Annotated in this window: 20 protein-coding genes; 15 read left to right on the top strand and 5 right to left on the bottom strand. The window is 74.2% G+C overall.

The window, feature by feature from the left end; translation table 11 throughout:
• Nucleotides 1-4: 4 nt before the first annotated feature.
• A complete protein-coding gene (locus GA0074704_RS23665) occupies nucleotides 5-880 on the bottom strand; it encodes a carbohydrate kinase family protein (RefSeq protein WP_088972525.1) in 876 nt (291 codons plus the stop codon).
• Between the two features lie 62 nt (nucleotides 881-942).
• On the opposite strand from GA0074704_RS23665, the gene GA0074704_RS23660 reads away from it, so the two are divergent.
• Together GA0074704_RS23660 and GA0074704_RS23655 are read left to right on the top strand one after the other, a co-directional pair.
• The gene (locus tag GA0074704_RS23660; RefSeq protein ID WP_088972524.1) at nucleotides 943-4,263 is read left to right on the top strand and encodes a DEAD/DEAH box helicase; all 3,321 of its coding nucleotides are present in this window, start codon (nucleotides 943-945) and stop codon (nucleotides 4,261-4,263) included.
• Nucleotides 4,260-5,207 carry an SWIM zinc finger family protein gene (locus GA0074704_RS23655; protein WP_088972523.1) on the top strand — a complete coding sequence of 316 codons (948 nt, stop codon included), beginning with the start codon at nucleotides 4,260-4,262 and terminating at the stop codon, nucleotides 5,205-5,207. Before GA0074704_RS23660 ends, GA0074704_RS23655 begins: the two co-directional genes overlap by 4 nt.
• A gap of 163 nt (nucleotides 5,208-5,370) precedes the next feature.
• Here GA0074704_RS23655 and GA0074704_RS23650 read toward each other — a convergent pair whose 3' ends face one another.
• Nucleotides 5,371-5,628, bottom strand: coding sequence for a DUF3040 domain-containing protein (locus GA0074704_RS23650; RefSeq protein ID WP_088972522.1), 258 nt, complete (start codon nucleotides 5,626-5,628; stop codon nucleotides 5,371-5,373).
• A 458-nt stretch (nucleotides 5,629-6,086) separates the two neighbouring features.
• Between GA0074704_RS23650 and GA0074704_RS23645 the strand changes: the two genes are divergently transcribed.
• From GA0074704_RS23645 to GA0074704_RS23625, 5 genes are read left to right on the top strand one after another with little or no spacing between them, the layout of a single operon-like run.
• Nucleotides 6,087-8,120, top strand: coding sequence for a DUF1800 domain-containing protein (locus GA0074704_RS23645; RefSeq protein ID WP_088972521.1), 2,034 nt, complete (start codon nucleotides 6,087-6,089; stop codon nucleotides 8,118-8,120).
• A gap of 8 nt (nucleotides 8,121-8,128) precedes the next feature.
• Nucleotides 8,129-9,508: a DUF1501 domain-containing protein gene (locus tag GA0074704_RS23640; RefSeq protein WP_088972520.1), complete on the top strand. Its 1,380-nt coding sequence runs from the start codon at nucleotides 8,129-8,131 to the stop codon at nucleotides 9,506-9,508.
• Nucleotides 9,505-10,926: a ferredoxin reductase family protein gene (locus tag GA0074704_RS23635; RefSeq protein ID WP_088972519.1), complete on the top strand. Its 1,422-nt coding sequence runs from the start codon at nucleotides 9,505-9,507 to the stop codon at nucleotides 10,924-10,926. Before GA0074704_RS23640 ends, GA0074704_RS23635 begins: the two co-directional genes overlap by 4 nt.
• A 16-nt stretch (nucleotides 10,927-10,942) precedes the next feature.
• Nucleotides 10,943-11,569 carry an FMN-binding protein gene (locus tag GA0074704_RS23630; RefSeq protein WP_088972518.1) on the top strand — a complete coding sequence of 209 codons (627 nt, stop codon included), beginning with the start codon at nucleotides 10,943-10,945 and terminating at the stop codon, nucleotides 11,567-11,569.
• Between the two features lie 46 nt (nucleotides 11,570-11,615).
• A complete protein-coding gene (locus tag GA0074704_RS23625; RefSeq protein WP_088973928.1) occupies nucleotides 11,616-12,338 on the top strand; it encodes an FAD:protein FMN transferase in 723 nt (240 codons plus the stop codon).
• Between the two features lie 28 nt (nucleotides 12,339-12,366).
• On the opposite strand, the gene GA0074704_RS23620 is transcribed toward GA0074704_RS23625, so the two are convergent.
• On the bottom strand, nucleotides 12,367-13,035 hold the full coding sequence (locus tag GA0074704_RS23620; protein WP_088972517.1) for a bifunctional DNA primase/polymerase: 669 nt from the start codon (nucleotides 13,033-13,035) through the stop codon (nucleotides 12,367-12,369).
• A gap of 216 nt (nucleotides 13,036-13,251) precedes the next feature.
• Here GA0074704_RS23620 and GA0074704_RS23615 point away from each other — a divergent pair, with 216 nt between their 5' ends.
• From GA0074704_RS23615 to mctP, 7 genes are all read left to right on the top strand, one after another.
• On the top strand, nucleotides 13,252-14,484 hold the full coding sequence (locus GA0074704_RS23615) for a helix-turn-helix domain-containing protein (RefSeq protein WP_088972516.1): 1,233 nt from the start codon (nucleotides 13,252-13,254) through the stop codon (nucleotides 14,482-14,484).
• A 16-nt stretch (nucleotides 14,485-14,500) separates the two neighbouring features.
• Nucleotides 14,501-15,079: a flavoprotein gene (locus GA0074704_RS23610; RefSeq protein WP_088972515.1), complete on the top strand. Its 579-nt coding sequence runs from the start codon at nucleotides 14,501-14,503 to the stop codon at nucleotides 15,077-15,079.
• A 73-nt stretch (nucleotides 15,080-15,152) separates the two neighbouring features.
• Complete coding sequence (locus tag GA0074704_RS23605; protein ID WP_172880974.1) at nucleotides 15,153-15,983, top strand: Nif3-like dinuclear metal center hexameric protein; 831 nt, start codon at nucleotides 15,153-15,155, stop codon at nucleotides 15,981-15,983.
• A complete protein-coding gene (locus GA0074704_RS23600; protein ID WP_088972513.1) occupies nucleotides 15,980-16,717 on the top strand; it encodes a zinc ribbon domain-containing protein in 738 nt (245 codons plus the stop codon). The genes GA0074704_RS23605 and GA0074704_RS23600 overlap by 4 nt, the downstream gene beginning before the upstream one ends.
• Before the next feature lie 4 nt (nucleotides 16,718-16,721).
• Nucleotides 16,722-17,837, top strand: coding sequence for a bifunctional RNase H/acid phosphatase (locus tag GA0074704_RS23595; protein ID WP_088972512.1), 1,116 nt, complete (start codon nucleotides 16,722-16,724; stop codon nucleotides 17,835-17,837).
• A 167-nt stretch (nucleotides 17,838-18,004) separates the two neighbouring features.
• Complete coding sequence (locus GA0074704_RS23590; protein WP_088972511.1) at nucleotides 18,005-18,259, top strand: DUF3311 domain-containing protein; 255 nt, start codon at nucleotides 18,005-18,007, stop codon at nucleotides 18,257-18,259.
• A complete protein-coding gene (mctP, locus tag GA0074704_RS23585) occupies nucleotides 18,259-19,914 on the top strand; it encodes a monocarboxylate uptake permease MctP (protein WP_088972510.1) in 1,656 nt (551 codons plus the stop codon). Before GA0074704_RS23590 ends, mctP begins: the two co-directional genes overlap by 1 nt.
• 1,004 nt (nucleotides 19,915-20,918) lie before the next feature.
• Here mctP and GA0074704_RS23580 read toward each other — a convergent pair.
• Nucleotides 20,919-21,398 carry a MarR family winged helix-turn-helix transcriptional regulator gene (locus GA0074704_RS23580; protein ID WP_088972509.1) on the bottom strand — a complete coding sequence of 160 codons (480 nt, stop codon included), beginning with the start codon at nucleotides 21,396-21,398 and terminating at the stop codon, nucleotides 20,919-20,921.
• A 58-nt stretch (nucleotides 21,399-21,456) separates the two neighbouring features.
• Between GA0074704_RS23580 and GA0074704_RS23575 the strand changes: the two genes are divergently transcribed.
• On the top strand, nucleotides 21,457-22,680 hold the full coding sequence (locus tag GA0074704_RS23575) for an MFS transporter (protein ID WP_088972508.1): 1,224 nt from the start codon (nucleotides 21,457-21,459) through the stop codon (nucleotides 22,678-22,680).
• Here GA0074704_RS23575 and GA0074704_RS23570 read toward each other — a convergent pair.
• A complete protein-coding gene (locus tag GA0074704_RS23570) occupies nucleotides 22,674-23,438 on the bottom strand; it encodes a sulfite exporter TauE/SafE family protein (RefSeq protein WP_088972507.1) in 765 nt (254 codons plus the stop codon). The genes GA0074704_RS23575 and GA0074704_RS23570 overlap by 7 nt on opposite strands.
• Between the last annotated feature and the right edge of the window lie 126 nt (nucleotides 23,439-23,564).

Raw genomic sequence — 23,564 nt, 5'->3', positions numbered from 1 at the left:
CCGGTCAGGCGCGGGGCAGCAGCCCGGGCGGATACTCCATGCCGTCGTGGGTGCAGGCCGCGGCGGCCACCCGGGCCGCGTACGCCGCCGCCCGCGGCAGCGCGTCGCCGCGCAGTCGGGCGGAGATCAGGCCGGCCGCGAAGGCGTCACCGGCGCCGTTGGTGTCCACCACGTCGGCCGGCGGTGCCGTCGCCGGCACGTGCGTCGCCGGGCCGTCGCCGTGGTGCAGCTCCGCGCCGTCCGCGCCCCGGGTGACGACCACGGTGCGCGGGGCCAGGGCGGCGGCCACCGCCGCCGCCTGCCCGCCCAGCCGTACGCCGCTGACGAAGACCAGGCCGGCCGCCTCCGCGAACGGCCGGTGGTAGTCGTTCTCGCCGTCCCAGTCGTGCAGGTCGGTGGAGAGGGTCACCCCGTCGGGCAGCGCCTCGCGCAGCACGGGCAGCGCGTCCCGCGCCCAGTCCATGATCGAGACGTGCACGTGGGCGGCGTCCCGGACCAGCCCGGCCAGCGCCTCGTCGGTGAACGGCGGCACCGGCCCGGACCACGGGCTCGGGTCGTACAGGGACATCCGCCGGCCGGCCGGGTCGACCAGGTTCACCGACTGCCGGGTGCCACCGGGGCTCGGCACGAGCGTGGCGGCCACGGCGGTACGGCCCAGTGCCGCGCGGACCACCGCGCCGGCCGGGTCGGCGCCCAGCACGTCCACCAGCCGCACCCGCAGCCCGAGGGCGTGGGCGGCCAGGGCCACCCCGGAGCCGGTGTTGCCGATCCGCGCCTCGACCGGCGGCACGACCATCGAGTCGGCCGCGGGCAGCGGGATCCCCGGCACCCGTACCCGGAGGTCCACGCCCAACCCGCCGATCACCACCAGGTCCACCATGGCGGCGACGGTAGCCGACGGGTGCCGCCTAAGCTGAGCCCGGGCGTCGACGAGGAGGAAGCTTGCTGGTCATCCACGGGGTGTGGCTGGTCGGCGTCGGCCTCGCCGTCTGGGCCGAGGACAACACCCGCCCGACGGCCCCGCCGCGCCGCCCGGGCCGCGCGCCCCGCGAGCGGCCCCACCCCTTCGCCGCCGCCGCCGGAGAGCTCGCCGCCGCCCTCGCCGACCGGCCCGGTCGGCCGGGTTCGGTGCTGCTGCGCCTGCCCACCCGGGCCGGCGCGCCGCTGGACTCGCCGGAGCTGGTCCGGGCCACCGTCGCCGAACCGGTCCGCGGCGCTGTCACCCTCGCCGGTTGGCGGGCTCCCGCCCTGGTGTACGCCCCGGACGCCGCGCTCGCCCTGCTGACCGCGCTCGACGGCCTCGACGGGTCCGCCGCCGTCCCCGGCGCCGACCTGCGGCACCTCGCCCAGGTCGCCGAGTTCGCCGGGGACCTGGCCACCCGCGGCCGCCTCCTGCCCGGCCTCGCCGGCCTACCTGACCCAACCGGCCGGCCGGGCCTCACCGGCCTACCGGGCCTCACCGGCCTGCCTGGTGGTGCCGGCGTGCCCGGCGGTGTCGCCGAACCAGCCGGCCTCGGCGAGCCGGACGGCCTCGACGGTTCAGCCGGCGTCGGCGCGGGAGCGGCCCGGGCCGTGTGGCGTCCCCTGCTCACCGGCACCGACGCCGGCTGGGCGCGGGCACTCGCCCTGGCCCTGCCCCCGGCCGCCCGCGCCGCTTCGGCCGTGGACCTGGCCGGCTCCGGACCGGCCGACTCCGTCGAACCGGGGACGGTCCGGCGACCTCGGTCTTCCGGCGGGTCGCGACCCGCACCGGCCGCCGCCGGCGAGCCTCCCGGGGCCGGAGCCGTGGTCACCGACGCGCTGGACGCGTTGACCGACGCCGCCGCGCGGGCCGCGCTCGCCGACGTCGACCTGGTCCGCGGCGGCCGGCGCGACGGCGCGGTGGCCGGCTGGCTGCGCGCCCTGGCCGGCCCCGACCCGCTGGTCACCGGCGATCCGGTCGCGTTGCGCACCCTCGCCGGGGAGCTTTCCGGCTGGCAGCGGGACGCGGCCGGCGGGGCGGTACGGGCCAGCTTCCGGCTGGTCGAGCCCGATCCCGACGAGGTCGCCGAGCCGTTGGTGGTGGTGCCGGCCGCCGACCCGGCGACGGTGGTCGGTCCGACCGGTCCGTGGCGGGTGGAGTTCGGCCTCCAGGCGGCCGACGAGCCGGGCCTGCACGTCGAGGCCGGGCAGGTGTGGCGGGAGCCGGAGAGCGTCGCCGCCCTGGCCGCGCACGGCGGTGACCCGCAGGAGACCCTCCTGGCCGAGCTGGGCCGGGCCAGCCGGCTCTGGCCGGAGCTGGAGGACGCGCTGCGTACCGCCACCCCCGAGGGGCTGGAGCTCGACGTCGAGGGGGCGCACCGGTTCCTGCGCGACGGCGCTCCGGTGCTGCACGCCGCCGGCTTCGGGGTGCTGCTGCCCTCGTGGTGGCGGCGCCCCTCCTCCCGGCTGGGCGCCCGGTTGCGGGCCCGCGGCCGGACCGCGCCGGGCACCGTGGCGACCAGCGGCGGTGGGCTCGGCCTGGACGCCCTGGTCGACTACCGGTGGGAGGTGGCGCTCGGCGACCAGCCGCTGACCGCCGAGGAACTTGCGGCGCTGGCCACCGCCAAGACCCCGCTGCTGCGGCTGCGCGGCCGGTGGGTGGAGCTGGACCCGAAGCGGCTCGCCGCCGGGCTGCGGATGCTGCGCTCCAGCGGCGAGTTGACCGTGGCGGACCTGCTGCGGATGGGGCTGGCCGGGGCGGACCGCCCGGACGAGCTGCCGGTGCTGGAGGTGACCGCCGACGGCGCCCTCGGCGACCTGCTGGCCGGGCAGGTGGAGCGCCGGCTCACCCCGGCCGAACCACCGCCGGGCTTCCACGGCACCCTGCGGCCGTACCAGCGGCGCGGGCTGGCCTGGCTGGCGTTCCTCGAGTCCCTCGGGCTGGGTGGGGTGCTCGCCGACGACATGGGGCTGGGAAAGACGGTGCAGCTGCTCGCCCTGCTCGCCGGGGACCCGCCGGAGGCCGGGCCGACCCTGCTGGTCTGCCCGATGTCGCTGGTCGGCAACTGGCAGCGGGAGGCCGCGAAGTTCACCCCGAAGCTGCGCGTACACGTGCACCACGGCGCCGAGCGGGCCCGCGGCGAGAGCTTCACCGCGGCCGTGCACGCCGCGGACCTGGTGGTGACCACCTACTCGGTGGCCGCCCGGGACGCGCCGGACCTGGCCGGGATCGACTGGCACCGGGTGGTGGTCGACGAGGCCCAGGCGATCAAGAACGCCTCGACCAGGCAGGCCGAGGCGGTCCGGTCGCTGCCCGCGCGGCACCGGGTGGCGGTCAGCGGTACGCCGGTGGAGAACCGGCTCGCCGACCTCTGGTCGATCATGCAGTTCACCAATCCGGGGCTGCTCGGCCCGGCCGCCACCTTCCGCAAGCGGTTCGCCGAGCCGATCGAGCGGCACGGCGACGCCGAGGTGGCCGAGCGGCTGCGCCGGATCACCGGCCCGTTCGTGCTGCGCCGACTCAAGACCGACCCGTCGATCATCTCCGACCTGCCCGAGAAGCTGGAGATGGAGGTGCTCTGCAACCTCACCGCCGAGCAGGCCGCGCTCTACCGGGCGGTGGTCGACGAGATGCTGGCGAAGATCGAGGCGAGCGACGGCATCGAGCGGCGCGGGCTGGTGCTGGCCACCATGACCCGGCTCAAGCAGGTCTGCAACCACCCGGCCCAGTTGCTGCGCGACGGCTCGCCGCTGCCGGGCCGCTCCGGCAAGCTGGAACGGCTGGAGGAGATCGTCGACGAGGTCCTCGCCGCGGGGGAGAAGGCCCTGCTGTTCACCCAGTACGCCGAGTTCGGCGGGATGCTGCGCGGGCACCTGTCCGCCCGCACCGGCCGCGAGGTGCTCTTCCTGCACGGCGGCGTCGGCAAGGCCGACCGGGACGCCATGGTGACCCGGTTCCAGTCCTCGGACGGCCCGCCGCTGTTCGTGCTGTCGCTCAAGGCCGGCGGCACCGGGCTGACCCTGACCGCCGCCAACCACGTGGTGCACGTCGACCGGTGGTGGAACCCGGCGGTCGAGGACCAGGCCACCGACCGGGCGTTCCGGATCGGCCAGCGCCGCCGGGTGCAGGTCCGCAAGTTCGTCTGCGCGGGCACGGTGGAGGAGAAGGTGGCCGCGGTGATCGCCGACAAGCGCAGCCTGGCCCGCAGCGTGGTCGGCAGCGGCGAGCAGTGGGTCACCGAGCTGTCCACGGGCGCGCTGCGCGACCTGTTCGCGCTGGAGGCAGGGGCGGTGGTGGAGTGAGCGAGCCGAACGGCGGCGGCCGGTTCGCCGACTACGGCCGCCCGGTACGGGTCGACGGTGGGCTGAAGGCGCGCAGCACCCGGGGCGCGATCGGGGTCTCCTGGTGGTCCCGGCGCTTCCTGGAGGTGCTGGAGTCGTTCGCGTTGGGCACCCGGCTGACCCGGGGCCGGTCGTACGCCCGCCGGGGTCAGGTGCTCAGCCTCACCGTCGCGCCGGGCCTGGTCACCGCCGACGTGCAGGGTTCCCGGCCACAGCCGTACCAGGTCGCCATCGAGCTGGCGCCGTTCCCGGCGGCGCTGTGGGACCGGATCGAGCGGGAGTTGGCCGCGCAGGCGTTCTTCAGCGCCCGGCTGCTCGCCGGTGACCTGCCGGCCGAGCTGGAGGAGGTGTTCGTCGCCGCCGGTGCCCCGCTCTTCCCCCGTTCGGTGGGTGAGCTGACCCAGCGGTGCAGCTGCCCCGACTTCGCGGTGCCCTGCAAGCACCTGGCGGCCACCTTCTACCTGCTCGCCGAGGCGTTCGACGCCGACCCGTTCGAGCTGTTGCACTGGCGCGGCCGCAGCCGCACCGAGCTGCTCGACCGGCTCCGGCGGCTGCGCGGCGCCGGTCCGACGGCACCGGGTCGGCCCGGCGGGTCCACGTCGGACGCAGAGACCACGGGCGGCGGACCCGGGCGGTCCACCGGCGCTCCGGAGCTGCCCGCCAACGGCCCGGAGCTGCCGGCCGCCGGCGCGGGGCGGGTGCTGGCGAACCTGCCCGACACCCCCCTCGACGAGACGGTGGCGGCGTTCTGGGCGGCGCCGGTGCCGCTGCCGGACCGGCCGCCGAGCCTGGTCACCGAGCCGGAGCTGCTGCTGCGCCAGCTCGGGGCGCCGGCACCGACGATCGGCGGGCACGGCCTCCTGGAGCGGCTGCGCCGGGCCTACCGGGCGTTGGGCGGGGCCTGATCACCGGGTGCGGACACCTGCGTGAGCGTGACACCTCTCAGGCATATTGATGACTGGGAGGCATCACCCTCGCCGAGGAGTCCGGCGCCGGGCCGTCCGGGCGGTGGCCCCGACCGATGCCCGCGCGAGGTCACACCCCCGCGCGGGTCACCGTCCGCGCGGGTCACAGCCAGCGGCGGCGGAACCGCCACATGAGACCGGCGTTGGCCATCAGCACCACGGCGCAGACCGCGCCGGCCAGCCGTCCGGCGAGCACGGTCAGCGCCGGCAGCGAGGCCCAGAGCACGATGGTCAACAGCATCAGGTACCGGCCGCGCCGGGCCCGGGCCCGCTGGTCGAGGCGGGCGAAGAACTGCGGGTCGCTCTCCCGCAGCTGACGGGTGATCTGTTCGAACCTGCGCTGATCCTCTTTGCTGAGCATGGCGGTGCCTTCCCCTCACGGCTTCAGCGGTCCGGCGGCATACCCGCTGCGACGGGGAGTCACGCCCGCCGTGCTCCTGCTACTTTGACTCCAGCCGTCGCGCGCGCGCAGCGGGTCCGGCCGGCATCTCAGCTCCGGCTTTCCGGCACCTTAAGTTTCCCTGTGCCGTTGAACGGCGCCATCAGCGCCGCCGGGGCGCGGAACGTTACATCGGGGCGTCCTGCGGCCGTGTCGGCCCTGTTCGGGACGGCAGCGCCCGGACCGGGCGCCACCGGGCCCGCGGGCGGGGCGTTGTGCGGTGTCTTAAGTGCCCTGCCCGGCCCGCATCGGCCGCCTTGATGGCCTCCGGGCCCTTCACTACCGTCCCGTAGCAACTCCTCAGGCAGCAGTCGCCGCCACCTTCAGCTCCCCCTGGCAACGCGGTGCTGCGGCGCGATTCAAGAAAACGGGATTGGTACATGGCCGACCAGAATGTGCCACCACGCCATCCGCGGGACGACCGCGGATGGGACGGACGACAGCACCCCGACCCGGACGCGTACGGCGTCCCCACCGCCGGCGACCCGTACCGGCCGGCGCCGGCGTACCCGAATCCCACGGTGGCCCCCACCCCGCAGTGGGTCGGCCCCGAAGGGCTGGGCCGGCAGAGCTTCGCCCAGCCGGCCGGCGCCGGACTGCCCAACCTGGACGACGACGGACCCCGTGGCGGGGCGGGGCGGCGCCGCGCCCTGGTGGCGTTGGGCGGGGCGGCGGTCGTCGCCGGCGGCGCCGCGTTCGCCATGTCCCCGCGGGTACGCGGCCTGTTCGCCGACGAACCGGCGGAGGTCCCGGGGGTGGCCGGTGACGCCACCGGCACCAGGGTGACCGACGGCACCGCCGCCCGCCCCAGCGGCCAGAAGCCGGTCACCGTGCGGACCTACACCGAGCAGAACGAGAGCTACATGGGCTCCCGGGCCGGTGCGGCGCTGAAGAAGAACTCGCCGACCGGCGGCCGGACCTTCTCGGGGCCGGCGGCCGCCGCGAAGGAGACGACGCCGACCGTCCGCACCGTGCTCGCCAAGGACCCGGTCCGGCACCTGGCCAGCCGGGCCACCTTCGGGCCGACGCCCAAGGTGCTCGCCGACATCCGCCGGATGGGCGTCGACGGCTGGGTCCGCTGGCAGCTCGACCCGGAGAAGATCGCCCCCACGAAGGCGGAGCTGAAGCTCTCCGAGCTGAGCACCCTGACGATGGACGCCAAGCGGCTGCGGGAGCAGCGCGACCAGCTCAACCAGCGGGGCGCCCAGCCGGAGAAGGAGATGGTCGACGCGACCATCGCCCGGCAGATCTGGTCCGACCGGCAGCTCTACGAGGTGATGGTCGACTTCTGGAACGACTTCCTGCACGTGTCGGCGGACTTCGACGGCGGCGAGCTGCACCGCAACTCCTTCGACCGGGACGTCATCCGCAAGCACGCCCTGGGCAGCTACCCGGAGATGCTGGTCGCCGCGAACCGCCACCCGGCGCTGCTGCTCTACCTGAACCAGAACGACTCCCGGGCCGACGCGATCAACGAGAACCTGGCCCGGGAGAACCTCGAGCTGTACTCGGTCGGCGTGGACGGCGGCTACACCGAGAAGGACGTCCGGCAGGCGGCCATGCTGCAGACCGGCCGGGGCGTGAAGGACGACGAGTACGTCTTCCGCGCCGAGCGCCACTACAAGGGCAAGGTCAAGGTCCTCGGCTTCAGCCACGCGAACAACTTCGACGACCCGAAGCAGGCCGACAAGGTCATCGACTCGTACATCACCTACATCGCGCTGCACCCGTCGACCGCCCGGTACGTCGCCCGCAGCCTGGCCACCCGGTTCGTCTCCGACACCCCGCCGAAGTCCATCGTGGACCGGCTGGAGCGGGTCTACACGGCCAACCACGGCATGATCAAGCCGGTGCTGATGTCGCTGTTCAGCGCGTCGGAGTTCTGGGCGTCGATCGGCCAGAAGGTGCGCCGGCCGATGGAGTACCTGATCGCCACGTACCGCACGCTGGGCGTGCGGCCGGACGCCTCGCCCGAGCACAAGGCCGGCGACAACCAGCGCACCCCGTACGCGGAGGGGCTGCGGCAGATCCAGGACAAGCTGCGGGAGCTGGGTCAGTACCCGATGGGCCAGCCCACCCCGGACGGCTACCCCGACGTCTACGTCGCCTGGACCTCCGCCGGCACCATGGTCAACGGCTGGAACGAGGCCGGCGACCTGATCGCCGGGTGGCGCACCCACTTCACCTTCACCAAGCCGGAGAAGCTGCTGGCGGACCCGCCGGCCACCGCCGGGGCGTACGTGGACGCGCTGGCCGAGCGGCTGGTGCACCAGAAGCTGACCGCCCGGGAACGGGCCCTGATCCTCGGCGTCGCGGGCGTCGAGGCGAGCACCAAGGTCGACGCAACGTTCAACGGGGCCATCACCGCCGTCGCGCGGGCGATCCTCGCGTCCCCCCAGCACCACCTCCGGTGAGGCACCCGATGGAGAAGACCGTGAACCCGTACCCCCTGCACCCCGACTGCCCCGACCTGCGCCGGCTGGCCGACGACCCGGCCCAGGCGGTGCTGCGGGCCGAGGCCGCCGCCGTGGCGGCCGAGAACGCCGCCGAGCGGGACCGCTACCGCCGGCTGGAGGAGCTGGAGGAGGCCCAGCAGGATGGCCGGGGGGTGACCCGGCGGACCTTCGTGGCCGGTGCCGCGGCCACCGCCACCGCCCTGGCCACCGCCCAGTTCGTCACCACCTCGGCGTCCTTCGCCGCGACGAAGACCGGCACCCTGATCCACGTCTTCCTCTACGGTGGGCTGGACGGGCTGAGCCTGGTCGCCCCGGCGGACGACCCGGTGCTCGGCAAGGTCCGCCCGGACCTGCTGCTCGGCAACGACTCGCTGGCCCTCGGCCGGGGCTTCAAGCTGACCAGCGCGTTCAAGCCGCTGGAGAAGTGGCTCTCCGCCGGCCAGCTCGGCTTCGTGCCGGCGGTCTCCGACGAGCGGCTGTCCCGCAGCCACTTCCAGGCCGCCGACGCCTGCAACCTGGGCGGCCTGCCCAGCGAGACCGGCGGTCGGGGCTGGCTGGACAGCCTGGTCGACACCCTCGGCAAGGGCACCGCGTTCCGCAGCGTCGGTATCGGCAGCACGCTGCCCCGCTCGCTGGTCGGCACCAACGGCGCGCTGTCGCTGAACAGCGTCGGCTCGCTGCGGCTCAACGGTGACGACAAGTACCGGGAGGCCACCGAGAAGGCGATCAAGGGCCTGTTCACCAACATCAACCACCCGGTGGAGGAGGCGGTCCGCGACGGCGTGGGCGCGCTGGCCACCGCGCAGCGCCTCGCCGCCAAGCCGTACCAGCCGGCGGCGGGGATCACCTACGAGGGCGTCGGGTACGCCTTCCAGCAGCTCGCCCAGCTGATCAAGGGCGGGGCGAACGTCCGGGTCGCCACGGTCGGCATGGGTGGCTACGACACCCACGAGAACCAGGGCACCCAGGACGGCGGGCAGCTGTGGCGCAAGCTCAACGAGCTGGCGACCGCGATGGCGGCCTTCTTCACCGACCTCGGGGACCGGGCCGCGGACGTGACGGTGATGGTGTCCAGCGAGTTCGGCCGCCGGGTCGCCTCGAACAGTGGCGGCACCGACCACGGTCACGGCGGGGTGGTCAGCATCCTGTCCGGGCGCCGGCTCGCCGGCTCGCTGCTCGGCACCTGGAACGGGTTGAACGATCTGGACAGTGGCGACGTACCCGAGTACAACAACATGTTCAACGTCTACGGCTCGGTCGCGCAGGGCAGGTTCGGCCTGACGAACGGGCAGGTGGACACGATCTTCCCGAGGCAGAAGTTCAAGCCCATGAAGCTCTACGCGTGACGTACCAGCACACCGACGCCGCCGGCCGTCGTACCGGGACATCCTCCCCGTACGGCGGCCGTCCGGCTGCCTCCGTACCCCCGCCGCTCGCGCTGCCCCGCCGTGGGCCCGGCGCCCGGCGGGCCCTGGCCGCAGCCTTCTGGCTGGGTCTGGTGGCCGCGGTGCTGCCCTGGTGGTGGCAGACCCCGGCCGACTCGCTCGCCGGCACGGCGGACGCGCTCACCGCCGCCGGGCGGATCACCGGCCTGGTCGCCGGCTACCTGCTGCTGGTGCAGGTGCTGATGATGAGTCGCCTGGGGGTGCTGGAACGCGGGCTGGGCGGCGAGCGGATCTCCCGACTGCACCGGGACCTGGGCGCCACCCTGCTCGTCGCCGTCCTGGCCCACCTGTCGCTGCTGGTGGTCGCCTACGCCGAGGTCGAGGGGAACTCGCTGGTCGGCGAGGTCGGCTCGCTGCTGACCGGCTACGAGGACATGGTCTCGGCGTTCGTCGCCGCCGGCCTGATGGTGGCGGTCGGGGTGAGCAGCGTCCGCACGGTCCGCCGGGTGCTGCCCTACGAGCTCTGGTACCACCTGCACCTGGCCAGCTACGCGGTGCTGCTGCTCGGCTTCGGCCACCAGTTCAGCAACGGCGCCCAGCTCTTCCCCGCCGGCCCGGTCCGCACCGGCTGGATCGCCGCCTACCTGCTGGTCGCGGCGGCGGTGGTGTGGGGCCGACTGGTCGCCCCGCTGCGGTTCAACCTGCGGCACCGCCTCCGGGTCGCCGACGTGGTCGCCGAGTCCCCGGACGTCATCTCGATCTACCTGACCGGGCGCCGGCTCAACCAGATCGACCTGCTCGGCGGCCAGTACTTCCGGTGGCGGTTCCTCAACCCGGGCTGCTGGTGGCAGTCCCACCCGTTCTCGTTGTCGGCCGCCGGCAACGGCCGCTGGCTGCGGCTGACCGTCAAGGTCGTCGGCACGCACACCGCCGACCTGCGCGACCTGGAGCCGGGCACCCGGGTCTGGGCGGAGGGCCCGTCCGGGACGTTCACCGCCGCGCACCGTACCCGCGAGCGGGCCCTGCTGATCGCCGGCGGCAGCGGCATCGCCCCGCTGCGGGCCATGCTGGAGGAGTTGCCGGCCGGCGCCGCGCTGATCTACCGCGCCCGCACCCCGGCCGACGTGCTGCTGCACCGGGAGCTGGACTGGATCGCCCAGGCCCGACAGACCTCGGTCTGGTACGTCATCGGCTCCCGGGACGACACCGGGCCGCGCCAGGTGATGACCCCGGCGGGGCTGCTCCGGCTGGTGCCCGACCTGCTCCGCCGGGACGTCTACCTGTGCGGACCGTCCGGCCTGGTCGACCAGTCGGTACGGGTGCTGCGGGAGGCCGGCGTCCCGCGCCGGCAGATCCACCTGGCCACCTTCGAGCTGTAGAGAGGCATTCCACCCCATGCGCCGCGCCCTGCTCGCCATCACCGGCCTGGCCGCCAGCACCACCGCGCTGGTGGTGCTCAAGGGCTCCCCGGGCGCCGGCCAGCCGACCGCCCAGGACCTCCCGGCCGATCAGGCCCCCGCCGTGCCCGGCGCGACCACCGTCGCGCCCGGGTCGCCCGCGGCCACGCCCCCGCCGCGCCCGAAGGCCACCCCGTCGCCGTCGGCCCGGCCCAGCCGGTCGGCCACCCCCCGGCCCAGCCGAACCTCGTCGAGCCCGACCGGCACCCGGACCAGCACCCGGGCCACCACCTCGGCCCCGAAGACCACCACGGCCGCGCCGAAGACCACCACCGCCGCGCCGACCACCCGCAAGGTGACCGGACCGGTGATCTCCAACGAGTACGGCAACGTGCAGGTGCAGATCACCCTCTCCGGCAGCCGGATCACCAACTGCGTGGCCCTGGAACTGCCCCAGGGCGGCCAGTCGGCCCTGCGTAGCGACAAGGTCGACGCCGCCTACAGCGGGACCTCCGGGCAGGTGGTGCAGCGGCAGAGCGCCAGCCTGGACACCGTCTCCGGGGCCACCTACACCAGCAACTCGTACAAGCAGTCGTTGCAGGCCGCGATCGACCAGGCGGGCTGAGATGACCGGCGCGACCCGGCCCGGGCTGCGCCGGGTCGAGCAGGTGATGGGGACCGCGATCAGCCTGGACCTCGCCGACGACCTGCCCACGGCCACCCTGCACGCGCTGGCCGACGAGGTGTTCGGCTGGCTGCGCGAGGTGGACGCCCGGTTCAGCACGTACCGCGCCGACAGCGAGGTGCGCCGCTTCGACCGGGCGGAGCTGCCGCTCGCCGAGGCCTCGGCGGACCTGCGCACGGTCCTGGAACGCTGCGCCGACCTGTGGCGGGCCACCGACGGCTTCTTCGACGCGTACGCCACCGGCGGGCTGGACCCGTCCGGCTACGTCAAGGGCTGGTCGGCGCAGGTCGCCTCGGACCGGCTGCTCGCCGCCGGGTCGGTCGACCACTGCCTGAACGCCGGTGGCGACATCCGGGTGCGGGGCCGCTCGTCGGCCGGCCGGCCGTGGCGGATCGGGGTACGGCACCCGTGGGACGCGGGAGCCACCTGCCTGGTGCTCACCGGCACCGACCTCGCGGTGGCCACCTCCGGCGTCTACGAGCGCGGGCACCACGTGCTCGACCCGCGCCGAGGCGAGCCGGCCCGGGGGCTGCGCTCGGTCACCGTGGTCGGCGCGGACCTGGGCCTGGCCGACGCGTACGCCACCGCGGCCGTCGCGATGGGCCCGGCCGGCGTCTCCTGGCTGGACCGGCTGGCCGACCACACCCACGCCGTGGTCACCGACGACGGCCGCCTGCTGCGCTCCACCGCCCTGCCGCTGACCGACTGACCGCTCCCCGTCCTGGGCGGTCCGCGCCTCAGCGGGCCCGGCGGGGCAGCGGGAGCTGGGTGGGCAGCGCCGGGAGCAGCGGTACGCCCGCGGCGCGCAGCGCCTCGATCAGGGTGTTCTGCACCAGGTAGGAGTCGGGGAGCTGCCAGCGGGCCTGTTCGGGGGCGACCGCCCAGCGGACCATCCCCTCGGGCAGCCGGGTGGGTGGGGCCGGCACCCACGAGCCGGGGCCGTGCCGGACCACCTGGAAGCAGTGCGCCAGCTCGGGCCGGAGCGGGTCACCGGGCCGGACCAGGAACATCCAGCGTCCGGTGGGGGTCACCAGTACCGGGCCGCGCACGCCGGGTCCGGCGGGATGGGTGCGCACCGCGTCGAGCACCGGGCGGCCCAGCTGGGCGGGGACCTCCAGAACGTCGAACGCCCGCCCGGTCGGCAGCAGCACCCCGTGCGGGCGGCTGCGCCACCAGGTGGCCACCCGCGCCGGGTCGGTGCTGGCGCCGTGTTCCCAGTCCTCCAGCGCCGGATGGCAGCCGACCGTCGGGCAGCCCGCCCGGCCGCAGACGAACCGGCTGCGGGCCAGGCACGCGCCGGGGGTCACCTCCCAGCCGTGCATCGCGTAGCGCACCGCGATCCGGCGCAGCCGGACCCGTTCCAGTGGTGTCAGTTGGGCGACACGAGGACCGACATTCCCCCACATTGGTGTGATCTCCCTCCGCCCGATGACCGACAGCCGTCAGGGCACGTGTCGAACGCCGTCACTGCCGTAACCCGCGATCGTTGAGCTGACGAACGGCTGATGCAAGTTGCACGAAAACTACGAGGACGGCCCGTACGGCTGACGTACAGGCTGTGCGACCAGCGAAAACCTGAAGACGGACGGACCCGGCCGGGCGGCGACGAGAGGGACGCGCAGATGGACGAGTTACCCATAGGTCGGCGGGTGGCCTACTGGCGTGGCCGCCGCAAGATGTCCCAGCAGGTCTTCGCCGACCGGCTCGGCAAGTCCAAGAGCTGGGTGGACAAGGTCGAGCGCGGGGTACGCCGGCTGGACAAGTTCTCCGTCCTCTACGAGATCGCCGACATCCTCCAGGTCGACGTGCAGCTGCTCATGGGCAAGGACCCGGAACGCCGTACCGACGCGTTGAACTGCATCGACCAGGTCGAGGTCCAGGAGATCCGCGCCGCCCTCGAGCGGTACGACTCGATGAGCGCGTACTTCGACGCGGCGCCGTACCCGCCGCCCCTGGTCGACCTGCGCAAGGCCGTCAACCACGCCTGGCTGACCTACCAGTACGGCCGCTACGGGATGCTCACCCGCGCCCTGCCCAAGCTGCTGCGCGACGCGCAGGCGGCCGACGCCGGCCACAGCGGTGACGACCCGGCCCGGGAGGCGGCCCACCTGCTCGGGCAGGTCTACCAGATCGCCTCGTCGGTGCTGCGCAAGCTCGGCGAGTGCGAGCTGGCCTGGCTGGCCGCCGACCGGTCGATGGCGGTCGCCCAGCGCGCCGACGACCCGCTGCTGGCCGGGATCGCCACCACCCGGGTCTGCAACGCCATGGCGGCGATGGGCCGGTCCCGGCCGGCGCTGGAGCTCAACGTCACCATCGCCAACCGGCTCGCCCCCGGCGGGGGGAACGACCCCACCCCGGCCCGGCTCTCCGTCTACGGCATGCTGCTGCTCCAGGGCGCCATGGCCGCCGCCCGGCTCGGCGACTCGGCGACCGTGGACGACCTGCTCACCGGCGCCGGTGAGGCGGCGACGCTGCTCGGCGGCGACCACAACCACTACTGGACCTCGTTCGGCCCCACCAACCTGGAGCTGCACCGGGCCGCCGCCGCGGTGGAGCTGGGCGACGGCGGCCGGGCGGTGGAGATCCACCGGCAGCGGATCCAGGAGCCGTCCTTCAACGCGCTGCTGCCCGAACGCCGGGCCCACCACCTGCTCGACATCTCCCGGGGCTTCGCCCAGGTCGGTGACGTGGCCAACGCCGGGGAGATGCTGCTGCGCGGCGACCGGCTCGCCCCGTCGGAGATCCGCTGCCGGCCGATCGCCCACGAAGTGATGTCGGACGTGCTGCGTCGCACACGGGGTGCGCCGCCTCCGCCGATAGCGGAGTTGGCTGAGCACATGGGAGTGGGAGTGTGAACGCGGTGCCGGCCGGATGAGCGGCGCCGACAGCAGCGGGCGCCGCGAGGTGCTCTACGTCATCGCCTGCGGCTCGCCGCTGGCCCGGCACGTCGGGCGGCTGGTGGAGCTCGCCCAGACCGACGGTTGGGACGTCTGCGTCGTCACGACGCCGGACGGGGCGAAGTTCGCCGACCGGGCCGGGCTGGCCCGGCAGACCGGTCACCCGGTCCGGACGCACTACAAGCAGCCGGGCGACCCGGACGTGCTGCCCCCGGCGGACGCCATGATCGTCTGTCCGGCGACGGTGAACACGGTCAACAAGTGGGCGGCCGGGATCACCGACACCCTGGCGCTGGGCCTGCTGATCGAGGGGCAGGGTAGAGGGCTGCCGGTGGTGGCGGTGCCGTTCACCAACGCGGCGATGGCCGCCCACCCGGCGTTCCGGGCCAGCCTGGCCCGGCTGGCGGAGTGGGGGACGACGGTGCTCTTCGGCGACCACTTCTTCCCCCTGCACCCGCCCGGCACGGGGGAGCGGCACCTGCACGCCTTTCCCTGGGACGCCGGCCTGGCGGCCCTGCGCGGCCGGCTCGCCTCGGTCGGCTCGGCCGCCTGAGCCGGTACGCCCCGCCGGGCCGGTAAGCTGACCGGCCGTGAGCCCAACTGCATCCCCGCCCACCGTCGCCGACGTGGTGGCCGAGCTGGAGCGGCGCTACCCGCCGGCCTGGGCGGAGGAGTGGGACCGGGTCGGCCTGGTGGTCGGCGACCCCGCCACTGCGGTACGCCGGGTGGCCTGCGTCGTCGACGTGGTGCCGGAGACCGTCGACGAGGCCCTCGCGGCCGGCGCGGACATGATCGTCGCGCACCATCCGCTGCTGCTGCGGGGCGTGTCGTCGGTGGCGGCGACGTCGTTCAAGGGGCGGATCGTCCACCGGCTGATCAAGGCGGACGTCGCGCTGCACGTGGCGCACACCAACGCCGACACGGCGAACCCGGGCGTCTCGGACGCCCTGGCGGCCCGGTTCGGGCTGACCGGGCTGCGCCCGCTGCACCCAGCGGCGCCGGGCAGCCCCGCCGCGGGCGACGGCCGGGGCATCGGCCGGATCGGCGAGCTGCCCACCCCGATGACCCTGGCCGAGCTGACCCGGCACGCCGCCGCCGTGCTGCCGGTCACCGCCTGGGGGGTCCGCGCCGCGGGCGACCCGGACCGCACGGTGCGTACGCTTGCCGTCAGCGGCGGCTCGGGCGACGCCTTCCTGGCCGAGGCGACCGCCGCCGGGGTGGACGCGTTCCTCACCGCCGACCTGCGCCACCATCCCGCCGGTGAGCACCTCGCCGCCGGCGGCCCCGCCCTGCTGGACGCCGCACACTGGGCGACCGAACGACCCTGGCTGGACGACCTGGCCGCCCACCTTCGGGCCGCCCTGGGCGTCGAGACCATCGTGTCCGACCTGGACACCGACCCGTGGACCGTACACGCCGCCGCACCGACGGTGGCCGAGAAGGAGCCCCGACCGTGAAGGCTGACCCCAAGGTCCAGCGCCGCCTGCTGGATCTCCAGGCGATCGACACCACCCTGGCCCAGCTCGCCCACCGGCGGCGTTCGCTGCCCGAGAAGGCGGAACTAGAGGGGCTGGCCCGGGAGCTCTCCGCGATGGAGGACGAGCGGGTCCGCGCCCAGGTGGCCGTGGACGACCTCGACCGGGACATCGCCCGGCTGGAGAAGGACATCGAGCAGGTCCGCGCCCGCAAGGACAAGGACCAGGCCCGGCTGACCGCCGGCAGCGGCCCGGCCCGCGAGCTGGAGGCGTTGCAGCACGAGCTGGTCTCGCTCAACCGCCGGCAGGGTGACCTGGAGGACGCCGAGCTGGAGCTGATGGAGCAGCGGGAGACCGCGCAGGGCGTCCTCGACGGGATCGAGGGGCGCCTGGCCGAGGCCCGGGACCGGCGGGCGGCGGCCGAGCAGCGCCGCGACGACACCCTCGCCGAGATCGCCAAGGACGAGGAATTCAAGCGGGAGGCACGCAAGCCGCTCGCCGCCGACCTCCCCGGTGACCTGGTCACCCTCTACGACAAGATCCGCGAGGACACCGGGCTGGGCGCCGCCCTGTTCACCGGGGGCCGCTGCGGCGGCTGCCGGCTGGAACTCTCCGGCGCCGACCTGGCCCGGATCCGCAAGGCGGCCCCGGACGACGTGGTCCGCTGCGAGGACTGCCGGCGGATCATGGTCCGCACCAACGAGTCGGGGCTGTAGACCGGTGGCGGTGCGGGCGGTCGTGGTGGAGGCCGACGGCGGCTCCCGGGGCAACCCGGGGCCGGCCGGCTACGGCGCGGTGGTCCGCGACCCGGACTCCGGCGAGGTGCTGCTGGAACGCTCCGAGGCGATCGGCATCACCACCAACAACGTCGCCGAGTACCGCGGCCTGATCGCCGGCCTGGAGGCCGCCGCCGAGCTGGGCGCCGCCCGGGTCGAGGCCCGGATGGACTCCAAGCTGGTGGTCGAGCAGATGTCCGGCCGCTGGCAGATCAAGCACCCGGGGCTGCGCCCGCTGGCCGCCCGGGCCGCCGCGCTGGTCGACCGCTTCGACGCGGTGACCTTCAGCTGGATCCCCCGGGACCGCAACCGGCACGCCGACGCCCTGGCCAACGCCGCGATGGACGCCGCCGCCGGCAAGCCGCCGAAGCAGGTGCCCGACGCCGGCACCGACCCGGCGGCCGTCAAGCCGACCTGGGAGCCGCGGCCGAGCAGCACGGCGACCAGGCTGATCCTGGTCCGGCACGGCGAGACCGAGTGGACCGCGCAGGGCCGCTACGCCGGCCGCGCCGACGTGCCGCTGTCGGACCGGGGCCGCGAGCAGGCCGCCGCGACCGCCGCCCGGGTGGCCGAGCTGGCCCCGGCCGTCGCGGCCGTGGTCAGCTCCCCGCTGTCCAGGTGTACGGCCACCGCCGAGGCGATCGCCGGGGCGCTGGGCGGGCTGCCGGTGCGCCCCGAGGCCGACTGGGTGGAGTGCGACTTCGGCGACTGGGACGGGAAGACCTTCGCCGAGGTACGCGAGGGCTGGCAGGGGGAGCTGGACGCCTGGCTCGCCTCCACCCGGATCGCCCCGCCCGGCGGGGAGCCGTTCACCGCCGTCGGTCAGCGGGTCGAGCGGGCGGTGACGGCGCTGCGCGAGGCGTACCCGGGGGAGACCGTGGTGGTGGTCTCGCACGTCTCGCCGATCAAGCTGGCGCTGCGCGACGCCCTGGCCGCGAGCGACGCCTTCCTGCACCGGCTCTTCCTGGACGCGGCCGGCATTTCCGTGCTCGACATGTGGCCGGACGGCGGGATCGCCGTCCGGTCGGTCAACGACACCGCCCACCTTCCCGCCCGCTGAGTCCGTCGCCGGCCGGTCCTCCGCCGGGCCGCCGGCTGCCGCCGTTCGGCGCATCCCGCGCGCCGTTCGGCGCAGCATCGCCTCCGCGTTGAACGTGACCGCCGTCACGTGGTCGTAGCCTCCGGCCGTCACCTGGCTTGTCACGACATCTCCCGGAGGTGTGTCACATGGCAGCACCCGAACCGGAGGCGCCCGAGGCGCCCACCGCGGCACGGTCGCGGGCGAAGGACCACAGTCCCTGGAACTGGTTGCTCTTCGTCCCGATCGTGGTGCCGCTGATCCCGGCCTTCTTCAACGCCGACTCGCCGCGGCTGTTCGGCTTCCCGCGCTTCTACTGGCTCCAGCTGGCCTGGATCCTGCTCGGCGTGGCCACCACCACGCTGGTCTACCAGATGACGAAGAAGAAGCGGGGTGAGCGCTGATGTGGCGGGACCACCTCACCGAGATCATCGTCTTCTCGTTCCTCTTCCTGCTGGTCAGCGCGATGGGTTTCGTGGCCGCCCGGTGGCGGGCCCCGAAGGACATGGGGCACCTGGACGAGTGGGGGCTGGGCGGGCGCAGCTTCGGCGGCTGGATCACCTGGTTCCTGGTCGGCGGTGACCTCTACACCGCGTACACCTTCGTGGCGGTGCCGGCGCTGATGTTCGGCGCGGGCGCGGCCGGGTTCTTCGCCGTGCCGTACACCATCGTCATCTACCCACTGGTGTTCCTGGTGCTCTGCCGGCTCTGGTCGGTGTCGCACCGGCACGGCTTCGTCACCCCGGCCGACTTCGTCCGCCGCCGGTTCGACTCGCCGGTCCTGGCGCTGCTGATCGCGATCACCGGCATCGTGGCGACCATGCCGTACATCGCGTTGCAGCTGGTCGGCATCGAGGCGGTGCTCAAGACGATGGGGGTGACCGGTGACAGTGCGGTGGCCCGGCACCTGCCGATCATCATCGCCTTCGCGATCCTGGCCGCGTACACCTACCAGTCCGGGCTGCGGGCGCCGGCGCTGATCGCCTTCGTCAAGGACTCGCTGATCTACATCGTGATCCTGGTGGCGGTGGTCTACCTGCCGTACAAGCTCGGTGGCTGGGGCTCGATCTTCGACGCGGCGGACGCGAAGTTCAAGGCGACACCGGCCCCTGGCGACGGCATCCTGCTCAACGGCAACAACCAGCTCCAGTACGTCACCCTGGCGTTCGGCTCGGCGCTGGCGCTGTTCCTCTACCCGCACAGCATCACCGGCGTGCTGGCCAGCCGGAACCGGGACGTGATCAAGCGCAACATGTCGGCACTGCCGGCGTACAGCCTGCTGCTCGGGCTGATCGCGCTGCTCGGTTACATGGCCATCGCGGCGGGCGTGAAACCGCTGCCGGGGGCGAAGGCGGGCAGCGTCGACAGCAACACGGTGGTGCCGGTCCTGTTCGACCAGCAGTTCCCGGACTGGTTCGCCGGGGTGGCGTACGCGGCCATCGGCATCGGCGCGCTGGTGCCGGCGGCGATCATGTCGATCGCGGCGGCGAACCTGTTCACCCGCAACATCTACAAGGAGTACCTGAAGCGCGACGCCACCCCCGCCCAGGAGGCGAACGTCTCGAAGATCACCTCACTGGTGGTCAAGGTCGGCGCGGTGGCCTGCATCGTCTTCCTCGACCCGCAGTTCTCCATCGACCTCCAGCTGATCGGTGGCGTGATCATCCTCCAGACGCTGCCGGCGGTGGCGCTGGGCCTCTACACCCGCTGGTTCCACCGGGGCGCGCTGATCGCGGGCTGGGCGGCCGGCATGGGCCTGGGAATGTGGATGCTCTACCAGATCCCGAACGCGGTGACCAAGCGCGCGCACTTCGGTGGCTCGGCGTTCTCGCTCTCCGACTTCGGGTTCGACACCAAGAAGACGATCTACGTCGGCATCGTGGCCGTCCTGGTCAACCTGGCGGTGGCGGCGCTGCTCACCCTGGTGCTGCGGGCGGCGAAGGTCGCCGACGGTGCCGACGGCACCACCCCGGACGACTACTTCGCCGACGAGGGCGACCCGCGGGTCACCCCCGGGGTCGACCGGGACGCCGACTCCGCCCGGGAGCCCGTCGCCTGACCGTCCCCGCCACCCGGTTCCCACGGTGCACCCCAGCTGGGGCCGGGTGGCGGGTTCGCGCGGCCGGTACCGGCCCGCCGGCTGCGCCGCCCTGCTGCCGGTCCCCGCCGGCTGCGCCGCCCTGCTGCCGGTCCCCGCCGGCTGCGCCGCCCTGCTGCCGGTCCCCGCCGGCTGCGCCGCCCTGCTGCCGGTCCCCGCCGGCTGCGCCGCCCTGCTGCCGGTCCCCGCCGGCTGCGCCGCCCTGCTGCCGGTCCCCGCCGGCTGCGCCGCCCTGCTGCCGGTCCCCGCCGGCTGCGCCGCCCTGCTGTCCGTGCCCGCCGGTCCTGCTGTCCGTGCCCGCCGGTCCTGCTGTCCGTGCCCGCCGGTCCTGCTGTCCGTGCCCGCCGGTCCTGTCCCTGGCCCGGTCGGCCCTGTCCCTGGCCCGGTCGGCTTCGGGCATGCGACGGCGCCGGGCTCCGGGCATACGGGCGCATCGGGTGTGGGTGCTGGCGGGCGCACTGGGCGTGGGTGCTGCTGGCGGCCGCGGCGGGAGAGCCGCCGAGTGCCTACAGACTTGAGAGCGTGAACGACTCACCCGGGGCCACCCGCCTCCGGGACGCCGCCCCGCCCGAGCCCTCCGAGACTCCGGACCGGGTGATGGGGGCGAGGTGAGTCGTCGGTGCTCTCAAGTCTGTAGCGGCCCGGAGACTCATCCCGCTCGCCCGCTCGCCCGCTCGCCCGCTCGCCCGCTCGCCCGCTCGCCCGCTCGCCCGCTCGCCCGCTCGCCCGGCGCGTCTCCGCAGGCCACCGCCCGTCGGTCTGCTGGCTGGTCTCCGCAAGCCCTGCCGTCCGTCGGCCTGCCGGCGCGTCTTCGCAGACCACCGCCCGTCTGCCGGCTCGTCTCCGCAGGTCCCGCCGGCCGCCTTGCCGACCCGGTTTCCGCAGCCCTTGGGCGGCCCATCCGACCTGGCCGGTCGGCCGATTCGCGTCTGCGGCCCCCGGCCCGCCGGAGGGCGGTGACGGGGTCAGCGGCGGCGGGTGCGGCGTTCCAGGGCCTCGTTGAGGCGGCGCAGCATCTCGGCCAGGTTGTCCCGGTCGGCGGGGTCCCAGTCGGCCAGCATGTCGCCGTAGAGGCGGACCCGGGCGGCCTGCACGGCGGCCATCCGGTGCAGGCCCGCCGGGGTCGGGGAGATCACCGTGCCGCGGCCGTCGGTCGGGTCGGGCGCGCGGTCGATCAGGCCGTCGCGTTGCAGCGCCGCGACCTGCCGGGTGACGGTCGAGCCGTCCAGGTTGAGCCGGGCCGCGAGCGCGGAGACGTTCTGCGGGCCGGTCGCGTCCAGGTGCCGCAGGATGACGTACGCGGCACGGTCCAGCACCCGGTGCTCGGCGGTGCCGGTGGCCCGCCGGGTGGCCTCGCCGAGGCGCATCAGCAGGGCGACCTCGGTCTCGATCCGGCTCAGCGTGACGTCGTCCGGATCCGTGGCCGTCTCGTGGTCGTCGCTCATAGCTGTATGATACAACCGACTTACCTGTACGATACAGCTATCTGTCTGGAGGCGCGGAGTGGATCGGCGATCCGAACCCAACCGCAGTGCCATCTACGCCACCACCCTGGTGGCCTTCCTCGCCATCGCCGGCATCGCCGTGGTGGACCCGATCCTCCCGGCCATCGGCGAGGCGATCGGAGTCACCGCCTGGCAGGTCGAGCTGCTCTTCACCGCGTACATCGCGGTGATGGCGCTCGGCATGATCCCGGCGACCCTGGCCAGCGGGAGGTTCGGCTTCAAGCCGGTGCTGATCACCGGCGTCTCGGTGGTCGGCCTGGCCGCCATCCTCGCGTCGTTCAGCAACGACATCGTGCAGCTCTCCGTGCTGCGCGGCGTGTGGGGGCTGGGCAACGCGATGTTCTTCGCCACCGCCATGGTGGTGCTGGTCAACCTCGCGATCGACCGGGAGTGGGTGGTCGGCCTCTTCGAGACCGCGCTCGGCCTCGGCTTCGCTGTCGGCCCGCTGATCGGCGGCCTGCTCGGGCACGTCAGCTGGCGGCTGCCGTTCTTCGTCTGCGGCGTGTTCATGGTGCTGGCGCTGGCCGTCGCCTCCCGCAAGCTGCGTGAGCCGGCCAACCGGCAGGCGCCCGTACGCGTCGGCCAGATCTTCGCCACCTACCGCAAGCCGGCGTTCATCGCGCTCTGCGTGGTCACCGCCGCCTACAACTTCGTCTTCTTCGTGGTGCTCGGATACACCCCGCTCTTCCTGCACCTGGACGTGGTGCCGCTGGGGCTGGCCTTCACCGCGTGGGGCCTCGGCCTGGCCGCCGGCATCCTGGTGATCGGCCACCGGCTCGCCCACCGGATCGGCGCGGTGCAGACCGTCGGTGTGGCCATCGTCGGCCTGCTGCTCTGCATGGTCGGCTTCGCCACCTCGCACAGCACCGCCCGGTCGCTGGTGGTGCTGGTCATCGCCGGCCTGTTCATGGGCCTGGCCAACGCCAACCTCACCGACCTGGCCCTCGGCCTGGGTTCCAGCGACCGCCGGGTGGCCACCGGCGCGTTCAACCTGGTCCGCTGGGGCGCCGCCGCGCCGGCGCCGATCATCTCCGGCAAGCTCGCCGAGCACAGCCTGGCCCTGCCGTTCTGGGTCGGCTTCGGCGTCCTCGCCGTCGGGGTGCTGGCCTTCCTCGCCTTCGGGCACGTGATGGCCGCCGGCTACGGCGAGCGGGTGGTGTGGAACCGGGCCGCCCGCACCGCCGAGCACGCTCCCGAGGAGCCGGTCGGCGAGGCCTACTGACCCAGGGCCCGCCAGAGCAGGTACAGGCCGATCACCGTGCCGAAGGCGACGATCAGCGTCTTCAACACCACCGGCGGCAGCCGCCGGACGAGCCGGGCGCCGACGTACCCGCCGACCAGGGTGGCCGGGGCGACCACCGCCACGGCCGCCCAGTTCACGGGGCCGAAGAGCGCGAACACCACCAGCGTGGTCAGCCCCACCACGGCGGAGAGCAGATTCTTGATCGCCGACACCCGGGCCAGCGTCGCGTCCAGCACCAGGGCCAGCCCGGCCACCAGCATCACCCCGAGCGCCGCGCCGAAGTAGCCGCCGTACACGGTGCCGACCGCGACCATCGCCTGCACGGTGACCGTACGGCGGCGCGGGCTCAGCTGCGCCGGATGCCCGACCAGCCGGCGCAGCGGATCCTGGAACGCCAGCACGGCCGTCGCGCCCAGCACCAGGAACGGCACCACCAGCTCGAAGGCCCGCGCCGGAGTGGCCAGCAGCAGCACGCAGCCGACCACCGTGCCGAGCACCGCGGTCGGCAGCAGCCGCCACAGCCAGCGCCACTCGGGAAGGTCCGCCCGGCTGCCCGCCACACTGGCCACGTAGCCGGGGAAGACCGAGACCGAGTTGCTGACGTTGGCCGGGACCGGGGGCAGCCCGATCGCGATCAGCGCCGGGAAGGTGATCAGTGAACCCCCGCCGGCGACCGCGTTCACCGTGCCCGCGGCGAGACCGGCGGCGACCAGCAGCGCGGCGTGGGAGAGGTCCATGGTGTCCCGAGGCTAGTGGACGCCGGGCGCCCCGGCATGCCGGCCTCGGTGTTCCGATGGACTCAACCTTCCGGGCCGGTCCGGTGTCGTTCCCGGTGAGACCGACGAAGGGGAACGAGCAGATGA

Origin of the sequence: Micromonospora siamensis, assembly GCF_900090305.1 — a bacterium.
GTDB classification, from domain to species: Bacteria; Actinomycetota; Actinomycetes; order Mycobacteriales; family Micromonosporaceae; genus Micromonospora; species Micromonospora siamensis.
Note: the sequence above shows the minus strand (reverse complement) of the source record. Positions and strands in the feature narration are given on the sequence as shown.

Bases quoted from the DNA above. Each gene is read 5' to 3' on its own strand.
- GA0074704_RS23640 (WP_088972520.1), top strand. From the start codon at position 8,129: ATGGAGAAGACCGTGAACCCGTACCCCCTGCACCCCGACTGCCCCGAC.
- GA0074704_RS23570 (WP_088972507.1), bottom strand. From the start codon at position 23,438: ATGGACCTCTCCCACGCCGCGCTGCTGGTCGCCGCCGGTCTCGCCGCG.
- GA0074704_RS23645 (WP_088972521.1), top strand. From the start codon at position 6,087: ATGGCCGACCAGAATGTGCCACCACGCCATCCGCGGGACGACCGCGGA.
- GA0074704_RS23630 (WP_088972518.1), top strand. From the start codon at position 10,943: ATGCGCCGCGCCCTGCTCGCCATCACCGGCCTGGCCGCCAGCACCACC.
- GA0074704_RS23650 (WP_088972522.1), bottom strand. From the start codon at position 5,628: ATGCTCAGCAAAGAGGATCAGCGCAGGTTCGAACAGATCACCCGTCAG.
- GA0074704_RS23590 (WP_088972511.1), top strand. From the start codon at position 18,005: ATGGCAGCACCCGAACCGGAGGCGCCCGAGGCGCCCACCGCGGCACGG.
- mctP (WP_088972510.1), top strand. From the start codon at position 18,259: ATGTGGCGGGACCACCTCACCGAGATCATCGTCTTCTCGTTCCTCTTC.
- GA0074704_RS23610 (WP_088972515.1), top strand. From the start codon at position 14,501: ATGAGCGGCGCCGACAGCAGCGGGCGCCGCGAGGTGCTCTACGTCATC.
- GA0074704_RS23625 (WP_088973928.1), top strand. From the start codon at position 11,616: ATGGGGACCGCGATCAGCCTGGACCTCGCCGACGACCTGCCCACGGCC.
- GA0074704_RS23615 (WP_088972516.1), top strand. From the start codon at position 13,252: ATGGACGAGTTACCCATAGGTCGGCGGGTGGCCTACTGGCGTGGCCGC.
- GA0074704_RS23665 (WP_088972525.1), bottom strand. From the start codon at position 880: ATGGTGGACCTGGTGGTGATCGGCGGGTTGGGCGTGGACCTCCGGGTA.
- GA0074704_RS23580 (WP_088972509.1), bottom strand. From the start codon at position 21,398: ATGAGCGACGACCACGAGACGGCCACGGATCCGGACGACGTCACGCTG.
- GA0074704_RS23620 (WP_088972517.1), bottom strand. From the start codon at position 13,035: ATGTGGGGGAATGTCGGTCCTCGTGTCGCCCAACTGACACCACTGGAA.